General features: G+C 71.0%; 16 protein-coding genes. 15 read left to right on the top strand and 1 reads right to left on the bottom strand.

Annotated features, from left to right (window positions below; genetic code table 11):
• Window positions 1-11: 11 nt before the first annotated feature.
• From ACWEMY_RS02055 to lexA, 11 genes are all read left to right on the top strand, one after another.
• Window positions 12-1277, top strand: a complete 1266-nt coding sequence (locus tag ACWEMY_RS02055; protein ID WP_452388485.1) for a glutamate-5-semialdehyde dehydrogenase — start codon at window positions 12-14, stop codon at window positions 1275-1277.
• A complete protein-coding gene (locus ACWEMY_RS02050; protein WP_375936582.1) occupies window positions 1274-2152 on the top strand; it encodes an AAA family ATPase in 879 nt (292 codons plus the stop codon). The genes ACWEMY_RS02055 and ACWEMY_RS02050 overlap by 4 nt, the downstream gene beginning before the upstream one ends.
• A 2-nt stretch (window positions 2153-2154) precedes the next feature.
• On the top strand, window positions 2155-3546 hold the full coding sequence (locus ACWEMY_RS02045; protein WP_452388484.1) for a vWA domain-containing protein: 1392 nt from the start codon (window positions 2155-2157) through the stop codon (window positions 3544-3546).
• Between the two features lie 10 nt (window positions 3547-3556).
• Window positions 3557-3892 carry an MmcQ/YjbR family DNA-binding protein gene (locus ACWEMY_RS02040; RefSeq protein ID WP_452388483.1) on the top strand — a complete coding sequence of 112 codons (336 nt, stop codon included), beginning with the start codon at window positions 3557-3559 and terminating at the stop codon, window positions 3890-3892.
• Window positions 3893-4234: 342 nt separating this feature from the next.
• A complete protein-coding gene (locus ACWEMY_RS02035) occupies window positions 4235-5026 on the top strand; it encodes a hypothetical protein (protein WP_452388482.1) in 792 nt (263 codons plus the stop codon).
• A 66-nt stretch (window positions 5027-5092) separates the two neighbouring features.
• Complete coding sequence (gene nadD / locus ACWEMY_RS02030) at window positions 5093-5734, top strand: nicotinate-nucleotide adenylyltransferase (protein WP_278262873.1); 642 nt, start codon at window positions 5093-5095, stop codon at window positions 5732-5734.
• 46 nt (window positions 5735-5780) lie between these two features.
• Window positions 5781-6197 (top strand): ribosome silencing factor, encoded by a 417-nt coding sequence (rsfS, locus tag ACWEMY_RS02025; RefSeq protein WP_375936571.1) that lies wholly within the window; start codon window positions 5781-5783, stop codon window positions 6195-6197.
• A complete protein-coding gene (locus ACWEMY_RS02020) occupies window positions 6194-6853 on the top strand; it encodes a histidine phosphatase family protein (RefSeq protein WP_452388481.1) in 660 nt (219 codons plus the stop codon). Before rsfS ends, ACWEMY_RS02020 begins: the two co-directional genes overlap by 4 nt.
• A gap of 1090 nt (window positions 6854-7943) precedes the next feature.
• Complete coding sequence (gene octT, locus ACWEMY_RS02015) at window positions 7944-8630, top strand: diglucosylglycerate octanoyltransferase (RefSeq protein WP_452388506.1); 687 nt, start codon at window positions 7944-7946, stop codon at window positions 8628-8630.
• A 3-nt stretch (window positions 8631-8633) separates the two neighbouring features.
• Window positions 8634-9476 (top strand): DegV family protein, encoded by an 843-nt coding sequence (locus ACWEMY_RS02010; RefSeq protein WP_375936565.1) that lies wholly within the window; start codon window positions 8634-8636, stop codon window positions 9474-9476.
• A 48-nt stretch (window positions 9477-9524) separates the two neighbouring features.
• The gene (gene lexA / locus ACWEMY_RS02005) at window positions 9525-10214 is read left to right on the top strand and encodes a transcriptional repressor LexA (RefSeq protein ID WP_452388505.1); all 690 of its coding nucleotides are present in this window, start codon (window positions 9525-9527) and stop codon (window positions 10212-10214) included.
• 5 nt (window positions 10215-10219) lie between these two features.
• Here lexA and ACWEMY_RS02000 read toward each other — a convergent pair whose 3' ends face one another.
• Window positions 10220-11182, bottom strand: a complete 963-nt coding sequence (locus ACWEMY_RS02000; RefSeq protein ID WP_452388480.1) for a DUF2332 domain-containing protein — start codon at window positions 11180-11182, stop codon at window positions 10220-10222.
• A gap of 178 nt (window positions 11183-11360) precedes the next feature.
• On the opposite strand from ACWEMY_RS02000, the gene ACWEMY_RS01995 reads away from it, so the two are divergent.
• The 4 genes from ACWEMY_RS01995 (at window position 11361) to ACWEMY_RS01980 (ending at window position 17445) form a co-directional block, all read left to right on the top strand.
• Window positions 11361-12320: a ComEA family DNA-binding protein gene (locus tag ACWEMY_RS01995; protein ID WP_452388479.1), complete on the top strand. Its 960-nt coding sequence runs from the start codon at window positions 11361-11363 to the stop codon at window positions 12318-12320.
• A gap of 714 nt (window positions 12321-13034) precedes the next feature.
• Window positions 13035-15971, top strand: coding sequence for a ComEC/Rec2 family competence protein (locus tag ACWEMY_RS01990; protein WP_452388478.1), 2937 nt, complete (start codon window positions 13035-13037; stop codon window positions 15969-15971).
• On the top strand, window positions 15968-16939 hold the full coding sequence (gene holA, locus ACWEMY_RS01985; RefSeq protein WP_375936550.1) for a DNA polymerase III subunit delta: 972 nt from the start codon (window positions 15968-15970) through the stop codon (window positions 16937-16939). Before ACWEMY_RS01990 ends, holA begins: the two co-directional genes overlap by 4 nt.
• Before the next feature lie 59 nt (window positions 16940-16998).
• Entirely contained in the window at window positions 16999-17445 is a 447-nt protein-coding gene (locus ACWEMY_RS01980; RefSeq protein ID WP_452388477.1) for an SgcJ/EcaC family oxidoreductase, read from the top strand.
• Window positions 17446-17464: the final 19 nt, after the last annotated feature.

The following is a 17464-nucleotide window of genomic DNA, read 5'->3' as shown; positions in this document are numbered from 1 at the left end:
GGCTGATACCCATGACGGTAGAAGTGACCCCCGAGCTCGACATCCGCGCAGCGGTGCACGACGCCGCCCGCAGGGCTCGTGTCGCGTCCCGTGTGCTGGCTCAGCTGACCACGGCGCAGAAGAACGAGGCCCTGCACGCGGCGGCCGACGCCCTGCTCGCCGCCGCCGACCGCGTCCTCGCGGCCAATGCCGCCGACATCGCGACGGCCAAGGCGGCGGGCACCGAGGAGAACCTGCTCGACCGGCTGCGGCTCACCACGGCGCGCATCGACGGCATCGCCTCCGGCCTGCGCCAGGTGGCGGGCCTGCCCGACCCGGTCGGCGTCGTGGTGCGCGGCTCCACGCTGCCCAACGGCCTGGAGATCCGCCAGACCCGGGTGCCGCTCGGCGTGGTCGGCATGGTCTACGAGGCCCGCCCCAATGTCACCGTCGACGCCTTCGGCCTGGCCCTCAAGTCGGGCAACGCGGCGCTGCTGCGCGGCTCGTCCTCGGCGGCGCAGTCCAACGCCACCCTCGTCGAGGTGCTGCGCGAAGCGCTTGTCGCCCAGAGCCTTCCGGCCGACGCGGTGCAGCTGCTGCCCAGCCACGACCGTTCCAGCGTCACCCACCTGATCCAGGCCCGCGGCCTGGTCGACGTGGTGATCCCGCGCGGTGGCGCCGGCCTGATCAACGCGGTCGTGCGCGACGCGCAGGTGCCCACCATCGAGACCGGCACCGGCAACTGCCACGTCTACGTGCACTCCGCCGCCGATCTGGACATGGCCGAGGCGATCCTGCTCAACGCCAAGACCCGCCGTCCCAGTGTCTGCAACGCCGCCGAGACGGTGCTCATCGACGCCGCCGTCGCCGAGACGGCCGTCCCGCGCCTGAGCAAGGCACTCGAGGCCGCGGGTGTCACCATCCACGGCGACCTGCCCGGCCAGGTGCCCGCCACCGACGCCGACTGGGGCGAGGAGTACCTCACCCTCGACATCGCGCTGAAGGTCGTCGACGGCATCGACGCCGCGGTCGACCACATCAACACCTGGGGCACCGGCCACACCGAGGCCATCGTCACCGCCGACCTGGCCGCCGCGCGCGAGTTCACCGCCCGCGTCGACGCCGCCGCGGTGATGGTGAACGCGTCCACCGCCTTCACCGACGGCGAGCAGTTCGGTTTCGGTGCCGAGATCGGCATCTCCACCCAGAAGCTGCACGCCCGCGGCCCGATGGCACTGCCCGAACTCACCTCCACCAAGTGGATCGTGTGGGGCGACGGCCAGACTCGGCCGGTGTGATCGTGGCACTGGTAGAGGAACCGATCTTCGCGTCGGTCGAGGAGGTCGTCGAGCGGCTCGCCGCCACCGGCTATCTGGCCGACAAGGCCACCGCCACCTCGGTCTTCCTGGCCGACCGGCTGGGCAAACCGCTGCTCATCGAGGGCCCGGCCGGTGTCGGCAAGACCGAGCTGTCGCGCGCGGTGGCCCAGGTCGCCGGGGCCGAGCTGGTCCGCTTGCAGTGCTACGAGGGCGTCGACGAGGCCCGCGCGCTCTACGAGTGGAACCACGCCAAGCAGATCCTGCGAATCCAGGCCTCCAGCGAGAACGACTGGGCCGAGACCAAGGCCGATGTCTTCACCGAGGAGTTCCTGCTCTCGCGCCCACTGCTCACCGCGATCCGGCGCACCGACCCGACGGTGCTGCTGATCGACGAGACCGACAAGGCCGACGTCGAGATCGAGGGCCTGCTGCTCGAGGTGCTCAGCGATTTCGCGGTGACCGTGCCGGAACTGGGCACCATCACCGCCACCCGCAAGCCCTTCGTGGTGCTCACCTCCAATGCCACCAGGGAACTGTCCGAGGCGCTCAAGCGGCGCTGCCTGTATCTGCACCTGGACTTCCCCGACGAGGAGCTGGAACGGCGCATCCTGGCCAGCCGGGTGCCCGAGCTCTCGGCCTCCGTGGCCGAGCAGCTGGTGCGGATCGTGCACGTGCTGCGCGGGATGCAGCTCAAGAAGCTGCCCTCGGTGGCCGAGTCCATCGACTGGGGCAACACCCTGCTCGCGCTGGGCGCCGAGGACCTCGACGACGCCACCGTGCGGGCCACCCTCGGTGTGGTGCTCAAGCATCGCAGCGACCACCAGCGCGCCCTGGCCGAGTTGAAGCTGGCCTGAGCATGACAGCGCCCGCGCCGCACGGACTCGGCGGCCACGTCGCCGGTTTCGTCGCGGCGTTGCGGGCCCGCGGTGTGCCCGTCGGCCCGTCGGAGACCATCGACGCGGGCCGGGTGCTGACCGTGCTCGACCTGCTCGATCGTGAGGCCGTGCGCGAGGGCCTGGCCTGCGCGGTCCTGCGCAGGCCCACCCACCGCGCCACCTTCGACAGCCTGTTCGACCTGTGGTTCCCGGTCGCGGTGGGTGAGCGCGGCGGCGAGATCACCGATCTGCCGCGCACCCCCGAAGGCGAGATCGACTTGGCGGCCCTGCGCGAGCAGCTCGCCGAACTCCTGGCCGAGGAGAACCCCGGCGACCGGCTCGAGCAGCTGGCCGGCCAGGTGGTCGAGCAACTGGGGCAGTACCAGTCGGCCCGCGGCCCCTCGTTCTCGGCCTATCAGGCGATGAAAGACCTCGCGCCGCAGACCTTGCTGGCGCGCGTGCTCGCCGGGCTCGCGCTCCCGCCGGACGCGAGCGCCCGCGACACCGAGGTCGCCCGCCGCATCGCCAGGGAACGCATCGACCGGTTCCGGGCGAGCGTGCAGTCCGAGACCAACCGCCGCGCGGCCGAACAGATCGGCCGCGACCGGGTCGCGACCTACGGCGTCGCCCGCCAGGCCGAGGACGCCGATTTCCTGCGTGCCTCCGAACGTGAACTCACCGAGCTGAAGCGCGGCACCCAGCGCCTGGCGCGAATCCTGGCCTCCCGGCTGGCGGTGCGGCGCAAGCATTCCCGCCGTGGCGAGATCGACCTGCGCAAGACCCTGCGCGCGTCGATGTCCACCGGCGGCGTCCCGATCGACCTGGTGAACCGCAAGCCCCGCCCCGGCCGCCCGGAACTGGTGCTGCTGTGCGACATCTCGGGCTCGGTGGCCGGGTTCAGCAATTTCACGCTGCTGCTGGTGAGCGCCCTGCGCGAACAGTTCTCCCGGGTGCGGATCTTCGCCTTCGTCGACCGCACCGACGAGGTCACCGGCTACTTCGACCCGCACGCGGGCCTCGACGACGTCCTCACCAGGATCTTCACCGAGTCGCGGATCATCGACGCCGACGGGCACTCCGACTACGGCCAGGCCCTGACCAGCTTCGCCGACAACTTCGCCGACGCCGTCAGCAGCCGCAGCTCACTGCTGGTCCTAGGCGACGGCCGCACCAACTACCGCAACCCGCGCCTGGACACCCTGCGTGAGCTGGCCGGCACCGCCCGGCACGCGCACTGGCTCAACCCGGAGCCGAAAAACCTGTGGGGTACCGGTGATTCGGCCGCCCAGGAATACGGCACCGTGATCGAGATGCACGAATGCCGCTCGGCCCGGCAACTGACCGAGGTCGTCTCCCGACTGCTACCCGTGTGAAGGAGCTGTGGTGGATCCGCTGACCTACTGCCTGGCCAAACCCGGTGCCTGGGAAGACGAACCGTGGGAGGGCGATGTCGTCGCCAAGGTCGGCGACAAGATCTTCGCCTTCCTCGGCGCGGGCACCGCGATCGGCCTCAAATGCGGCCGCGACCGGGCCGAAGCCGACGAACTCGTGTACGTCTATCCCGACGACGTGAGCGCCTCGGCCTACATCGGCCGCTGCGGCTGGAACAGCATCCGCCTCGGTGGCGCGGTCCCCGACGACGAACTACGCGAACTCATCGACGCCTCCTACGACGCGATCGTCGCCAAACTCCCGAAGACCAAGCGCCCGAAGGCGTGACGGATTTCAGCGGACGTTAAGCCACTTACAGGGTGCCGGTACCAGGATCGCGCACATGCTGGCAGGGGCGTCGCGCGACGACGAGCGAGCCGATCGACGCGGATCGGCCAACAAGGGTGACCTAGCGGTGTCGTGGGTGCGGTCCACCCGGTGACCGATCCGCACGCCGAACACAGCGCCGCCGAACCGGCACGCGAGACGCAACCCGAACACCCCCTCGCCCCCACCCCACCCGGCGATCTAGTCCTGGCTGAACGACCTCGTCCCGCATCAGGGCCAGGGCCGGGGATTGCGTCGGCGCTCGAACGGGGTGCGGGCGCTCGGGCTGCTCGGAGGTTGGCGGTGGTCGCGGCTGCCCGGCTCATCGATGCCCCTGCGGCCGCGGAGGAGCAGTTGCGGCGGGCGTTGGTGGTCGGCGCGGGTGAGCTGGTCGGGCGTGAGCTGGCGCAGTTGCGTACTCAGCTGGTGACCGCGGTGGCGGCGCAGCCGGACCGGGATCGCGATGTCGCCCGTGCCGCGGCTGCGGCGGCGGCCTGCTGGCAGCCGATCTCGCGGGCGGACGCGGCACATCTGTGGCTGGTGGCCGGGCGGGCATGGCGCCGGGCGGGCAGGCACGGGGAGGCGGTGACGGCGTTCGATCGCGCCCTGCTCGCAGGCCCGCTGCATTATCCGCCCGGCGAGCTGTCACTGGCGCGCGCCGAGTTCGCCGAGTCGCTGATCCGGTTGCGCCGCTACCGCCAGGCCGCCTGGCAGTTCACCGAGGCCGCCCGCCTGCTCTCCGGCGCTCCCGCCGACCGGCACCGCCATGCCGACCTGGTGTGGTCGGCGGCGGTGGCGCGCGAATGCTGCGGGCAGGAGTCGCTGGCGCTGGGGCTCTATCTGCGCGCGGCCGGTCTGTGGGGTGAGCAGGGCCGGATCGTGCCGCGCGCGCGATGCCTGCGCGCGGCCGCCTGGCTGCAGCTGCGCGGGCCGCACGGGTACGTCCGCGGGCCGTGGTGGGTCACCATCGACGTGCTGCTGGCCGAACTCGGCCGCCTGGTGGCCGAGAACCCGGCCGTGCACGTCGCCGAGGAGCTCGACCGCACCCGCGCCCAGTTCGCCCAGATGTGCGCCCAGGCGTCGGGCCTGGGATGACCCGCACGCGGTGGCCGGGCACTCCGGTCCGCCCCGCGGGCTCCCACCCCGTTAAGCTCGGACCTCATGCACGAAACAGCTCGGCCGCGCCGCAAGCTCGGCGTCATGGGCGGCACCTTCGACCCGATCCACCACGGCCACCTGGTCGCGGCGAGCGAGGTCGCGAACCGGTTCGAGCTCGACGAGGTGATCTTCGTCCCCACCGGACAGCCGTGGCAGAAGGCGAACAAGCAGGTCAGCCCCGCCGAGGACCGCTATCTGATGACGGTTATCGCCACCGCGTCCAACCCCCGGTTCTCGGTCAGCCGGGCCGATATCGAACGCAACAAGGTCACCTACACGGTGGACACCCTGCGGGAGATGCAGAGCGCCCATCCCGACGACGAGCTGTACTTCATCACCGGTGCGGACGCGCTGGCCAACATCCTGACATGGCAGGATTGGACCGAACTGTTCGAACTGGCGAAGTTCGTCGGGGTGAGCCGTCCGGGGTACGAGCTGAACACCGACCATCTCGAGGAGCATCTGCGGGACCTTCCCGCCGACGCCGTCACGATGATCGAGGTCCCCGCGCTGGCCATCTCGTCGAGCGAATGCCGCCGCCGCGCCGCGGAGGGTCGGCCGGTCTGGTACCTCGTCCCCGACGGCGTGGTGCAGTACATATCGAAGCGGCACCTGTATGGGCCCGCAGGAACGGAAGGTAGCTGACGTTGAGCGAGACGAGCGTGGTTCTGGTCTGTCAGGGGGAGCCGGCATGAGCGCTTCCGCCGAATCGATCGAGATGGCCAAGGTCGCCGCGCTGGCGGCCGACGACAAGCTCGCCACCGATGTCGTCGTGCTCGACGTCTCCGAGCAGCTGGTGATCACCGACTGCTTCGTGATCGCGTCGGCGCCCAACGAGCGCCAGGTCAACGCGATCGTCGACAACGTCGAGGAGAAGCTGCGCGAGGCCGGGCACAAGCCGGTCCGTCGCGAGGGCACCCGCGAGGGCCGCTGGGCGCTGCTCGACTACGTCGACATCGTGGTGCACATCCAGCACAACGACGAGCGCAATTTCTATGCGCTGGAACGCCTCTGGCGTGACTGCCCGGCGGTGCCGGTGGATGGCATCGAGACCCCCGCCACCCCGGCGGCCGACGACGACGCACAGGTAGAGGGTTACACCGAGTGAGCAAGTACGCCCATGTGCGCACGCTGATCCTGCTGCGGCACGGGCAGACCGAATGGAACGCCGCGGACCGGATGCAGGGCCAGATCGACACCGATCTCACCGAGCTGGGCAGGCAGCAGGCCAAAGAGGCTGCCCGCGAACTGGTTTCGCGCAATGCCATCGCGATCCACGCCTCCGATCTGCGTCGCGCCAAGGACACCGCCCAGGCGCTCGGTGACATCAGCGACCTGCCGGTCGTCACCGATCAGCGGCTGCGTGAGACCAACCTGGGTGACTGGGAGGGGCTGACCCATCTCGAGGTCGACGCCGACTACCCCGGCGCGCGCGTGCAGTGGCGGCTCGACGCCACCTACACACCGCCCGGTGGGGAGAGCAAACTCGAGGTCGGCGCGCGGTCGCTGCCGGTGGTGCGCGAACTGTACAACGAGCGGCAGGATTGGCCCGGCCGGACTATCATCCTGGTTGCGCACGGCGGGCTGATCGCTGCCCTCACGGCCGCGTTGCTGGAACTGCCGCCCGGCAGCTGGCCCGCTCTGGGCGGGCTGGCCAATACGAGCTGGGTGCAGCTGTCCAGCCACGGCCCTGACATCGACCGACCCGGCTGGCGACTCGATGTTTGGAACGCAGCGGCGAAGGTAGCTCCCGATGTCCTCTGAAGAGCCCGATCGATCGGTACCGGACGAACTGTTCCAGCAGGTGACGGCCAAGCCCGGACGGCAACTGCCGGACGCGCTGTTCGGCCCGGCGCCCGCTCGCACCCCGCGCGCCGAGCGTGAGGAGCCGATCCGTTCGGTACCGGACGAACTCTTCAAGCAGGTCACCGCACGTACCGCGCGCTCGCTGCCCGACGCGTTGTTCGGTCCGATGCCGGCCCCGGCGGTCGCCGAACCGGAGCAGGCCGAACAGGCGCGAGCTGCCGAGTCCGCTTCCGGGGCGAGCGATTCCGCGACGGCGATCGAGTCGGCGGAGACCGACGGCGCGGTTGCCGCGGATTCCGCTGTCCAGGAACCGGATACCGCACCGGACACCGACACGGTGAACTCCGGTGCATCCGTGGACGGTACCGGCGCCGACCTGGAGACCGGTGCCGCACAGCCCGATATCCGGTCGGCGATCGACTCCGAGACCACCGGCGCTGATATCGACTCCGCCACAGCGGCTTCCGAAGACGTCGCGACAGAACTCGTCGCCGCTGACCTTCCGGAACTCGCGACGTCGACGGGTGCTGTCGCATCGGCCGCCGGTTCGGTGGAGGCGGACCAGGCCGAATCGGCAGGTGTCGGATCGGCGGCTTCCGAGGGTGCCGCCACGGTCGATGCCGCCGATGTCGTGCCCACCGCCGTCGAGCGTGAAGCCGCTGCCGCGGGTGGTTCGGGGGGTCCCGGTGTCACCGGGTCCGAGCCCGCTGCTGTCGACGTTTCTTCGGGCATCGAGCAGCAGGTGGACGCCGGTGAGAACGTGCTCGCCGGTGCTCCGGCGACGGTGATCGCGGCGGCCGGCGAAGCGGAGTCCGCATCGGTCGATGGCGTCGCCGACGAAATCGCTTCCGAGACGGGCGAATCCGTAGCGGCGCAACCGGCAGCTCTCGAGAATTCGGTGGCAACCTCGTCGGCCGAGACCACCGTTGTGTCGAAAACTGTTGTAGCGCAGGGTGAACCCGCCGCTGCCGTGCCGGACGGTGTGCTGGCCGAATCCGAGGCCGCCGAGCTGCCGGTCGCGCAGGCGTCGCCGCGTCCGGTGCTGCTCGTGATCGCCGATTCGCTGGCCTACTACGGACCGAAGGGCGGCCTGCCCGCCGACGATCCGCGGATCTGGCCGAATCTGGTCGCGGCCGAACTGGACTGGGATGTCGAACTGATCGCCCGGATCGGCTGGACCTGCCGCGATGCCTACTGGGCGCTGATCGGTGACCCGCGGGTGTGGGCGGCGGTGCCACGCGCGGGTGCGGTCGTGTTCGCCGTCGGCGGCATGGACACGCTGCCCTCGCCGCTGCCGACCGCGTTGCGCGAACTGATCCGCTACATCCGCCCGCCGCGTCTGCGTCGCGGGGTGCGGTCCACCTACAACTGGCTGCAGCCCAAGCTGTCGAAGCTCGGCCGTCCGGTGGCGCTGCCGCCGAAGGTGAGCGTCGACTACCTTGAGCAGTCGCGTGAAGCACTGGCGCAGTTGCGACCTGATCTGCCCGTGGTCGCGGTCTTGCCGTCGGTGCACAAGTGCGACGCCTACGGACGCGTGCACCGGGGCAGGGCCAAGGCCGTCAAGGCTCTTCAGGCCTGGTCGGGTCGCACCTCGGTGCCGCTGGTCGACCTCGGCGAAGCCGTGCGCGAGGACATCGAGTCGGGCTCGGCGAACCCGGACGGCATCCACTGGGGCTGGGCCGGGCACACCGCCGTGGCGACCGCGATGACCAAGGCGCTGCAGGAGGTCCGGTAGTCCGTGACCGTTGTGGTGGTCACCGATTCGGCGGCCGGCCTGTCCGCCGACGTCGTCGCCGAACTCGGTATCGAAGTGGTGCCGTTGCATGTCCTCGTCGGCGAACGCGAGATCCGCGAAGGTGTCGACCCGGTCGACATCGACTATGGAGCCGACTCCGTCAGCACCTCGGCCGCGTCGCCGGGTGAGTTGCGCGCCGCCTACGAGCGCGCGCTGCACCACAGTGACGGCGACGGTGTGGTGGCGGTGCACCTGTCGCGCATGCTGTCGGCGACCTGGGAATCCGGCCGGCAAGCCGTGCGGGATATGGGGGCCGAAGACCGTGTGCGCCTGGTGGATTCGCTCGGCGCGGGCCTGGCCACCGGGCTGCCGGTGCTGGCGGCCGCGCGGCGCGCACGGGCAGGCGAGGCGCTGGACGCGGTCTACGAACGGGCGGTGGCCGCCGCGGCTCGTGCCCGCACGTTCATCCTGGTCAACCGCACCGAACAACTGCGCAAAGGCGGCAGGCTGAGCAGCGCGGCCGCCTTCTTCGGCAGCGAACTGGTGACCAAACCGCTGCTGCAACTGGTCGAGGGCAAGCTGGAACTGCGCGAGAAGGTCAGGACCCGGTCGCGCGCGTACGCCAAACTGGTCGCGGCCGTGCTCGAGGCGGCGGGCAGTGACGGTGCAGCCCTCGGCATCCAGCATCTGGGCGCGCCCGATGCCGCCGAGAACATCGCCGCGCAGCTGCGCGAGCAGGCGCCGGAGCTGGCCGAACTCTACGTCGCCGAATTCGGGCCGACCCTCGGCGTGCATCTCGGGGTCGGGGCGCTCGGTGTGGTGGTCCTGCCCGGCGGCTGTTCCTGAACCGTTCCGGTGCCGGATCCGGGCGCGCCGCAGCGGACCGGCCCCGCGGTGCCGTGTGGTGAGCACGCCGGGCTCTACGATGCCCCGGTGACCGCATTCGACGACTTCGACTATCTCGACACCGCGAACCTGCCGCCGCGCAGGCAACACATCCTCGCCGTGATCCGGGATTCGGTGCTCGCCCACGGCTACCCGCCCAGCGCCAGGGAGATCGCCGACGCGGTGGGCCTGCGGTCCACCTCCACGGTCGCCAAGCATCTGAAAGCGTTGGAGGAGGACGGTTTCCTGCGCCGCAGCGCATCCCTTACGCGCCCCATCGATGTCCGGCTGTTCCTGCGCACCGCGCCCGGTGCGAGCTCCGAGGCGTCGGTGACCGTGCCCGTCGTCGGCGATATCGCTGCCGGCACCCCGATCCTGGCCGAACAGCACGCCGACGACGTCCTCACCCTGCCCCGGGAACTGGTCGGCCGCGGTGAGGTTTTCGGTCTGCGCGTGCGCGGCGACTCGATGATCGACGCCGCCATCTGCGACGGTGATCTGGTGGTCGTCCGCAGGCAGCAGGAGGCGAACTCCGGCGACATCGTCGCCGCCATGATCGGCGAGGAGGCCACCGTCAAGGTCTTCCGCCGCCGCAACGGGCACATCCACCTCGAACCCCGTAATCCCGCCTACTCCGTGATCGACGGCGACGAAGCCGTGATCCTCGGCCGTGTCGTCTCGGTGATGCGCAGCATCTGACACCCTCACCCCACGCCGAACCAGTCCAGCGACTGCCCGTGCGGGCCCGCGTAGGCCAGTGGCACCTCGTCGAGCGCCACCACCAGCCGCGCGGCGCCCGAATCCCGCTCGGGCAGTTGCCCGGTGAGCCAGGGCAGTACAGCGGAGCCTTCCTGGGAGATCCAGTGACACGGCAGCGCCCGCACCGTCGACCGGAACTCCGCCCTGGCTGCCGGTGACAGGTAGGTGAGGACCGCACTGTGGAAGACGACCACCGTGCTGTCCCGGGGTGCCGCGGCGACCAGTCCGGTGACCTTCTCGACCAGGTCGCCGGCGATGACCTCCGGCGGGTCCGCCGCCGCGATCGCGCAGGCCGCCCGCAGCCGCGACACCCGGTCCTCCTGACCGGGCCAGACCAGGGCTGCCAGCCAGTCGCGGTCCCGGCTGTCGGCGGCGTCGAGGGGATTCAGGTCCACGCCCGCGCGATACACGACCCGTGGCAGCCGGGTCGGGATCGGTGCCGGCCCAGTAGTGGTGCAGGACAACACCACCGGCGAAGGGCCCCCCTCGGGGTCGACGCCCGTGTGCCCGTACCGGTAGCTGAACCGATCGGGATAGAGACAGAGCCCGGCCGAGGCGCCCACCTCGATGAGCGACAGCGGCTCCGGTAGCGCCGCCAGCACCGGAAGTAGGGATGCCGCGCGACCGGCTTCGTTGGTCTGCGTGCGACGCGTCAGTGCCGTCCGCGCGATCGCGGGCCAGTTCGCGTGAAATTGCTCGCGGAATTCCTGGTAGCGCTCGGCATTCGCGCCGTTCACCCGTGCCGCGGCCAGGATCAGATTCGGTTGCTGTCTGTCCGGAGGCAAGGCGGCGATCAGTGCCAGGGTGTCCGGGTCGGCGGCGATGTCGAGCGCTCGCCGGTGATAGAGCGGGGAATTGCCGCGTGCCTCGCGGAGCGCGAACTCGCGGAATCGCTGTGCGGGATGCATGTCTCCATCCGTACTGCCGAGTCGTCATGCGCGCACCGTATCCGTTCAAGCCGCGCCGAAAGCGTGGCCTGGGGCGTGGAACGCCAAGTTGTCCACAGGTTTCGAGTTATCCACAGGCCTAGTGAAACCCCAGGTCGCAGGCCGGGCCGGGAGATCATGCGGGCATACCGTCGGAGCCATGTCACGACACGAGGAACACGAGCGGGTACGGCAGCGGTTGGGCGGAATGGCGGTGCGGGAGTGGGCCGGTGGGCAGCCGCCGGATAGCGGCCCGGACGGCAGGAGTGGCGCGGGGACACGCGGGGAAGGGCGCTGGGACGACGAGGTCGCACCGGCGCCATCCGAGCCGGTGCGACTGCCGAGCTGGCTCGACGAGGGAACGTCCCGGCGCCGGAACCGGTTCGTACCGGAGCGGTTTCACGGCGCCAGGATGGATCCGGGTCGTCGCGGTGCGATGGCGCTGGGTGTGGTCGGTGTCCTCGCGGTGGTGGTCACCGGCGTGGTGATGATGCGGGATCAGCCGATTCCGCAGGCGGTCCCGCCGGTACCGGTGGTCCGTGCCGAGGCCGCGCCCGCGCGCCCCGAGACGGTCGCCGCGGTGGCCGCCCTGACGGACACCGGCGCGGGGCCGGGTGCCGAAGTGGTGGTCAGCGTCGTTGGCCTGGTCGAGCATGCCGGTCTGCACCGGTTGCCCGGTGGTTCCCGGGTCGCCGACGCCATCGAGATGGCGGGTGGGGTCCGCGATGGTGCCGACCTGTCCGGTCTGAATCTGGCCCAGCGCCTGTCCGACGGCGACCAGCTCGTCGTCGGCGCCACCGGTCCGCACTCGGATCCGCTCCGGGTCGGCAGCGCCATGATCAGTGCTTCCGGCGGAACCCCTGCCATCGGTCCCACCCCTGCGGGCGGCTCCGGTCCGAAGGCGACCGGTGGGGGCACGGGCAAGTCCGGTGGGGTCGACCTCAATACCGCCACCGAAGCGGAACTCGACGCTCTTCCCGGCGTCGGTCCGGTCACCGCGAAAGCCATCCTGGCCTGGCGCGCGGCCAACGGCCGCTTCACCGATATCGCCCAGCTGGGCGAGGTCGACGGTATCGGCCCCGCCCGCCTGGCGCGACTCCGCGAGCTGGTGAGGATATGACCGCGCATCGGCCGACAGGTCTCCGTGCCGGCGAAAACTCTCGTCGTCGTGCCGTGCCCGAAGGACATCCCTCGTGTCCTGCGAGGCTGCCTCCAGAACGCGACGCGGTACTTAGGGAGGAATCGACTGTCGGTGGTCCTCGGGAAACTGTCGGTGGTCCTGGAGAAGAACGGTCGACGCGCGGCTTCGGTGAAGTCGCACGGAGCCGGTCCAGCGCGATGTCGCGATGGCAATCGCGTGGGTTCGCTGCCTGCGCTGTCGGATCTCTCGGGTCCGGCAGCGAAGTGACTGCGGCTCAGAATGATTCTTCCTCGGGGTCTGGTCCTGCCCCGGCCGGGAGTCCAGGGATTCGTTCGACTGCTGCTCTCGGGGCCGGTCCGGATGGCTCTGCTCCTCGGCAGGGTTCACAGCTGCTCACCGGCGCCGGCGACGGCGACGAGACGCGAACCGGGTCGTTGACCGCGGTGTGGCCGCGGCGAATCGGCTCGTTCGCTCTGCCCGCCGAGGCGGAGCGGCCGGGTGAGGTGACGCTCAGGTGGTCATGGCCCGTCGGCGCGGTGTCGGGGTGACCGGGCCGTGCTCGACCGGGACGGGCGGGGAGGTGCGCCGTAGTCGGCGCTCGAGCATCGCGTGTGATCGCTTGCGCGGCAGGGGCGGACGTGTGCCGGCGGATGGCCGGAACGGCTATGTCGGGTCTTCCGGTGTGGTGCGCGGATGAAGGTGATGGGGGAGGAGATCGCCGCGGAGGACGAAGGGGAGCTGCCGGTTCTCGATATGCGGCTGGTACCTGCCGCGGTGGGGTGCTGGGTGGCGACGATCGTGGCGATCGGGGCCGGGTGGGTGGCCGGAGTGGTGATCTCGGTGGCCGCCGTGGTGGTGGCGATCGGGCTGTGGGTGGTGTTGCTGTGGGCGATCGCGCACCGGCGGGAACGGTGGCGGGTAGTGGCGGTGGCCGGGTTGGCGGCCGTGCTGCTGACCGCCGGCTTCGGGGCGGCGGGGGCGTGGCGGGAGCATCGGGTGCAGGCGCATCCGCTGCGGGACATGGTCGGGCGGTCGGTGAGTGTGGTGGCGGTGGTCACCGACGACGCGAAGCCGATGCGCGGCGGCGGATTCGGTGGGCAACGTCGGTGGATCGTGCACGCCGAACTGCGCGAATTCGGTGGCGGCGCGGGGTGGACGCGGGCAGGCGGCGCGGTCGTGGTGCTGGCGGGCGGGGGCGAGTGGGCCGAGCTGTCACCGGGGCAGACGGTGCGATTCCGGGCGCAGGTGAGTCGGCCGAATCGCGCCGATCTCACCATCGTGGCGCTGAACGCCTCGGCGGCGCCGCAACGGCTCGGCGATCCGCCGTGGTGGCAGCGCGTAGCGGCGGGGGTGCGCGCGGATCTGGTGGCGGCGGCCGCGCGGGCGCTGCCACCGGACGCCGCGGGACTGCTCCCGGCACTCGTCGTCGGGGACACCGTGGCGCTACCCGACCACGTCCGGGATTCGTTCGAAATCGCAGGGCTGCAACATTTGTGCGTGGTCAGTGGGGCGAATTTCACGATCCTGCTGACAGCGTTGCTGGCACTGACCCGGCTGCTCACCGCCGGGCCGCGGATCAGCGCTGTTGCCGCGGCCGGTGTCGTTGGAGTGTTCGTCGTCATCGCGCGGCCCGATCCGAGTGTGTTGCGTGCGGCCGCGATGGGGTCGGTGACCGTGCTGTCGCTGCTGACCGGACGGCGCAAACAGGCCCTGCCCGCGCTGTGTGGCGCGGTGATCGGATTGCTCGCGGTCGCACCGCAATTGGCGATGAGTGCGGGGTTCGCGCTGTCGGTGCTGGCCACGGCCGGGTTGATCCTGCTCGCGCCGAGCTGGGCCGACTGGTTGCGGGCGCGGGGATGGTGGCGCGCGCCCGCGGAGATCGTGGCGGTGGCCGCGGCGGCGTTCGTGGTCACTCTGCCGCTGATGGTGGCGCTGTCGGGCCGGGTGAGTCTGGTCGCGATCGTCGCGAACGCTCTCGTGGCACCGGTGGTGGGGCTGATCACGGTGATCGGGGCGGTGGGTGCCGTGGTGGCCTGCGTGTGGGGTGATGCCGCGGTCCGGGTGCTGTTGTGTGCGCGGCCACCGATGTGGTGGTTGCTCGAGGTGGCCGATCGGGCAGCCGCGGTTCCCGGTGCGACCGTGACGGTGCGGTCGGGTAGCACCGGTGGTGTGATGGCTGCCGTGATCGTCGTCGTGGTGATCGCCGCCCTGCGGTGGTCGCGGACGCGGCGGCTGCTCGCGGTGGTCGCGCTCGGCGTCTCCATAGTGCTCGTGCCGCTGCGCCTGTGGACTCCCGGTTGGCCGCCGTCCGGCTGGTCACTGGCGATGTGCGATGTGGGTCAGGGTGACAGCCTGGCCCTCTCGGTCGGCCCCGGCGCCGCCGTGGTCATCGACACCGGCCCGGACCCCCGCCTCATCCGCCGATGCCTCGACCGCCTGCACATCACACGAATCCCCCTCCTCATCCTCACCCACCCCCACGCCGACCACATCGACGGCCTCCCCGGAGCCCTCCGCGGCCGCACCGTCGACGCCATCGCCACCGCCCCAGGCGAACTACCCACCACCCCACCACTCACCACCCCACCACCCCCGCCCGTTCCGACCCGCGCCCCACTCACGCCCGCCGCCCCACTCGCGCCGGCGGTGCCGATCGCGCCGACGGTGCCGATCGCGCCGGCCGTGCCGACCACGCCCGCCGCGCCGACCACGCCCGCCGCGCCGACCACGCCCGATGCCGCGACCGCGTCCGATGCGGCGACCGTGACTGGAGCGCCGGCCGAGACTCCGACCCGGGTGACCGTCACGCCCGACGCGCCGAACGTGACCGACGCGCCGAATGTAACCGGGGCGCCGACAACGACCGGGGCGCCGAACGTGGCTTGGGCGCCGACTGTGCCCCGGGCGCCGACCACGACCGGGGCCACCGCCTCAATCGTGGCCACTGCCCCCACCGAGGCCACCGCCTCGCACAACACGGCGGCCGATGCCGATACCCCCTGTACAGCCCCAACCCTGCTGCGGTCTTCGGCGGGCAGTGCGGGTGCCGATCATGGGCATGGGGAGGGTGGGGTCCGGCAGGTTGTCGAGAGTGCTTGTGCGGCAGGGGTTCCCCTGATGGAGGTGTTCGCGGGACAGGTCTTCGTCTTCGGTGGGGTGGAGCTGGCGGTGCTCGCGCCGGGTCCGGGGGCGCCGACGAGTCCGGGGGTGGACGAGGCCAATGATCGGTCATTGGTGGTGATGGCGCGGACGCCGGTCGGGTCGGTGCTGTTCACCGGGGACATCGAGGCGGGCGCGCAGGCCGAGGTCATGCGGCGCCATGATGTGCGGGCCGACATTCTCAAGGTGCCCCACCACGGCTCCCGGACGACGGCACCGGAGTTCTTCCGTGCGGTGCGGCCGCGGCTGGCGCTGATCAGTTCCGGGGTGGACAACACCTTCGGGCATCCACACCCGACGGTCCTCGCCACGCTGGCCGGACTCGGCAGCACCGTGGTCCGCACCGACCGCGACGGTGACGTGATCGTGCTCGGGAGCCCGGCGAACCTGCGCACCGTCACCTCCCGGCGTCGATCCGCTCGGCAGGGGGCACGTGGGTTGTCGGAGGCGGTCCGTAGGATCGGCTCGTGAGCGAACGGCCTGCCGCGGTGCATCTGGTTCTCGGGGACGAGGAGCTGTTGGTCGAACGCGCGGTGGCGCAGGTGACCGCGGCCGTGCGCGCGCACGCGCCGGACCCGGAGTCGGTGCCGGTCGACCGGTTGCGCGCCGGTGACGCGAGTACCGCCGAGCTGGCCGAACTGCTGAGTCCCTCGCTGTTCGCCGAGGACCGGGTGATCGTGCTGGAGTCCGCGGCGGAGGCGGGCAAGGACGCGGTGGCGGTGATCACCGAGGCCGCGATCGACCCGCCCGACGGGGTGGTGCTCATGGTGCTGCACTCGGGCGGCGGCCGGGCCAAGGCGCTGGCTCCGGCGCTGCAGAAGCAGGGCGCGGTGGTCCACGAGTGCGCGAAACTCACCAAGGCGGGTGAGCGGATGGAGTTCGTGCGCGGGGAGTTCCGGGCGGCGGGGGTCAAGGTGCCCGCCGAGGCGGTGCAGGTGCTGATCGAGTCCGTCGGCTCCGAGCTGCGCGAACTGGCCGCGGCCTGTTCGCAATTGGTCGCCGACACCGGCGGCAGGATCGACGTGCAGGCCGTGCGCCGCTACTACTCCGGCCGGGCCGAGGTCACCGGCTTCGACGTGGCCGAGCTGGCCGTGGCCGGTGACCGGCCCGCCGCGATGGAAGCCCTGCGCTGGGCCACCGATCGTGGGGTGCCGCACGTACTGCTCGCCGACGCTCTCGCCGACTCGGTGCACACCATCGCCAAGGTGGGGTCGGCGGGCCGCGGCGACCCGTTCAAGCTGGCCCAGCAGCTCGGGATGCCGCCGTGGAAGGTGAAGAAAGCCCAGGCCCAGGCCCGCGGCTGGAATCCCGGCACCATCGGCACCGCCCTGCAGGTGGTGGCCACCCTCAACGCCGACGTCAAGGGCGGCGCCGCCGACGCCACCTACGCCGTGGAACACGCGCTCTCCCGCATCCTCGACCTGCGCGCGGCGGGCTGAGCACGCCGCGGGAACTCGTGCTTGACCTGAACAACGGTTGAGGAAGCACGATGCTGTTCATGGACACCGACAACACACAGCCCCCGGTGATCGACGATCACAGCGTCGATCACACCGCCGACATCGCCGCGATCCGCCGGATCGTCGCCGACGCGCAGACCGCGATGAACACCAAGGACGCCGAACTGCTCACCGCGCCGTTCGCAGCGAACGCCAGCGTCGGCAACGCGGCGGGCAAGGTGATCAGCGGTCGCGACGCCCTGTTCGCGGCGAATCGTGCCGGGCTGGCCGGATTCCTGAAGGACCTCTACGTCCGCTACGACGTCACCGATATCCGCTTCCTGCGTCCCGATGTCGCCCTGGCCTACAAACAGGCGCGCGCGATCACCGCCGAGGGCGAGCTGATCGACACCGAGGCGGTGATGGTCGCGCTGTATGTGCTGGTCAAGGAGAACGGCCGCTGGTGGACGGCGGCTCGCCAGAACACGCCGGTCCCGACCGCCTGAGCGGGGCGCCCGGCGGTCG

Source organism: Nocardia sp. NPDC004415, assembly GCF_053602435.1.
The sequence above is the reverse complement of the archived record's forward strand: the minus strand, read 5'-3'. Positions and strand labels throughout refer to the sequence as shown.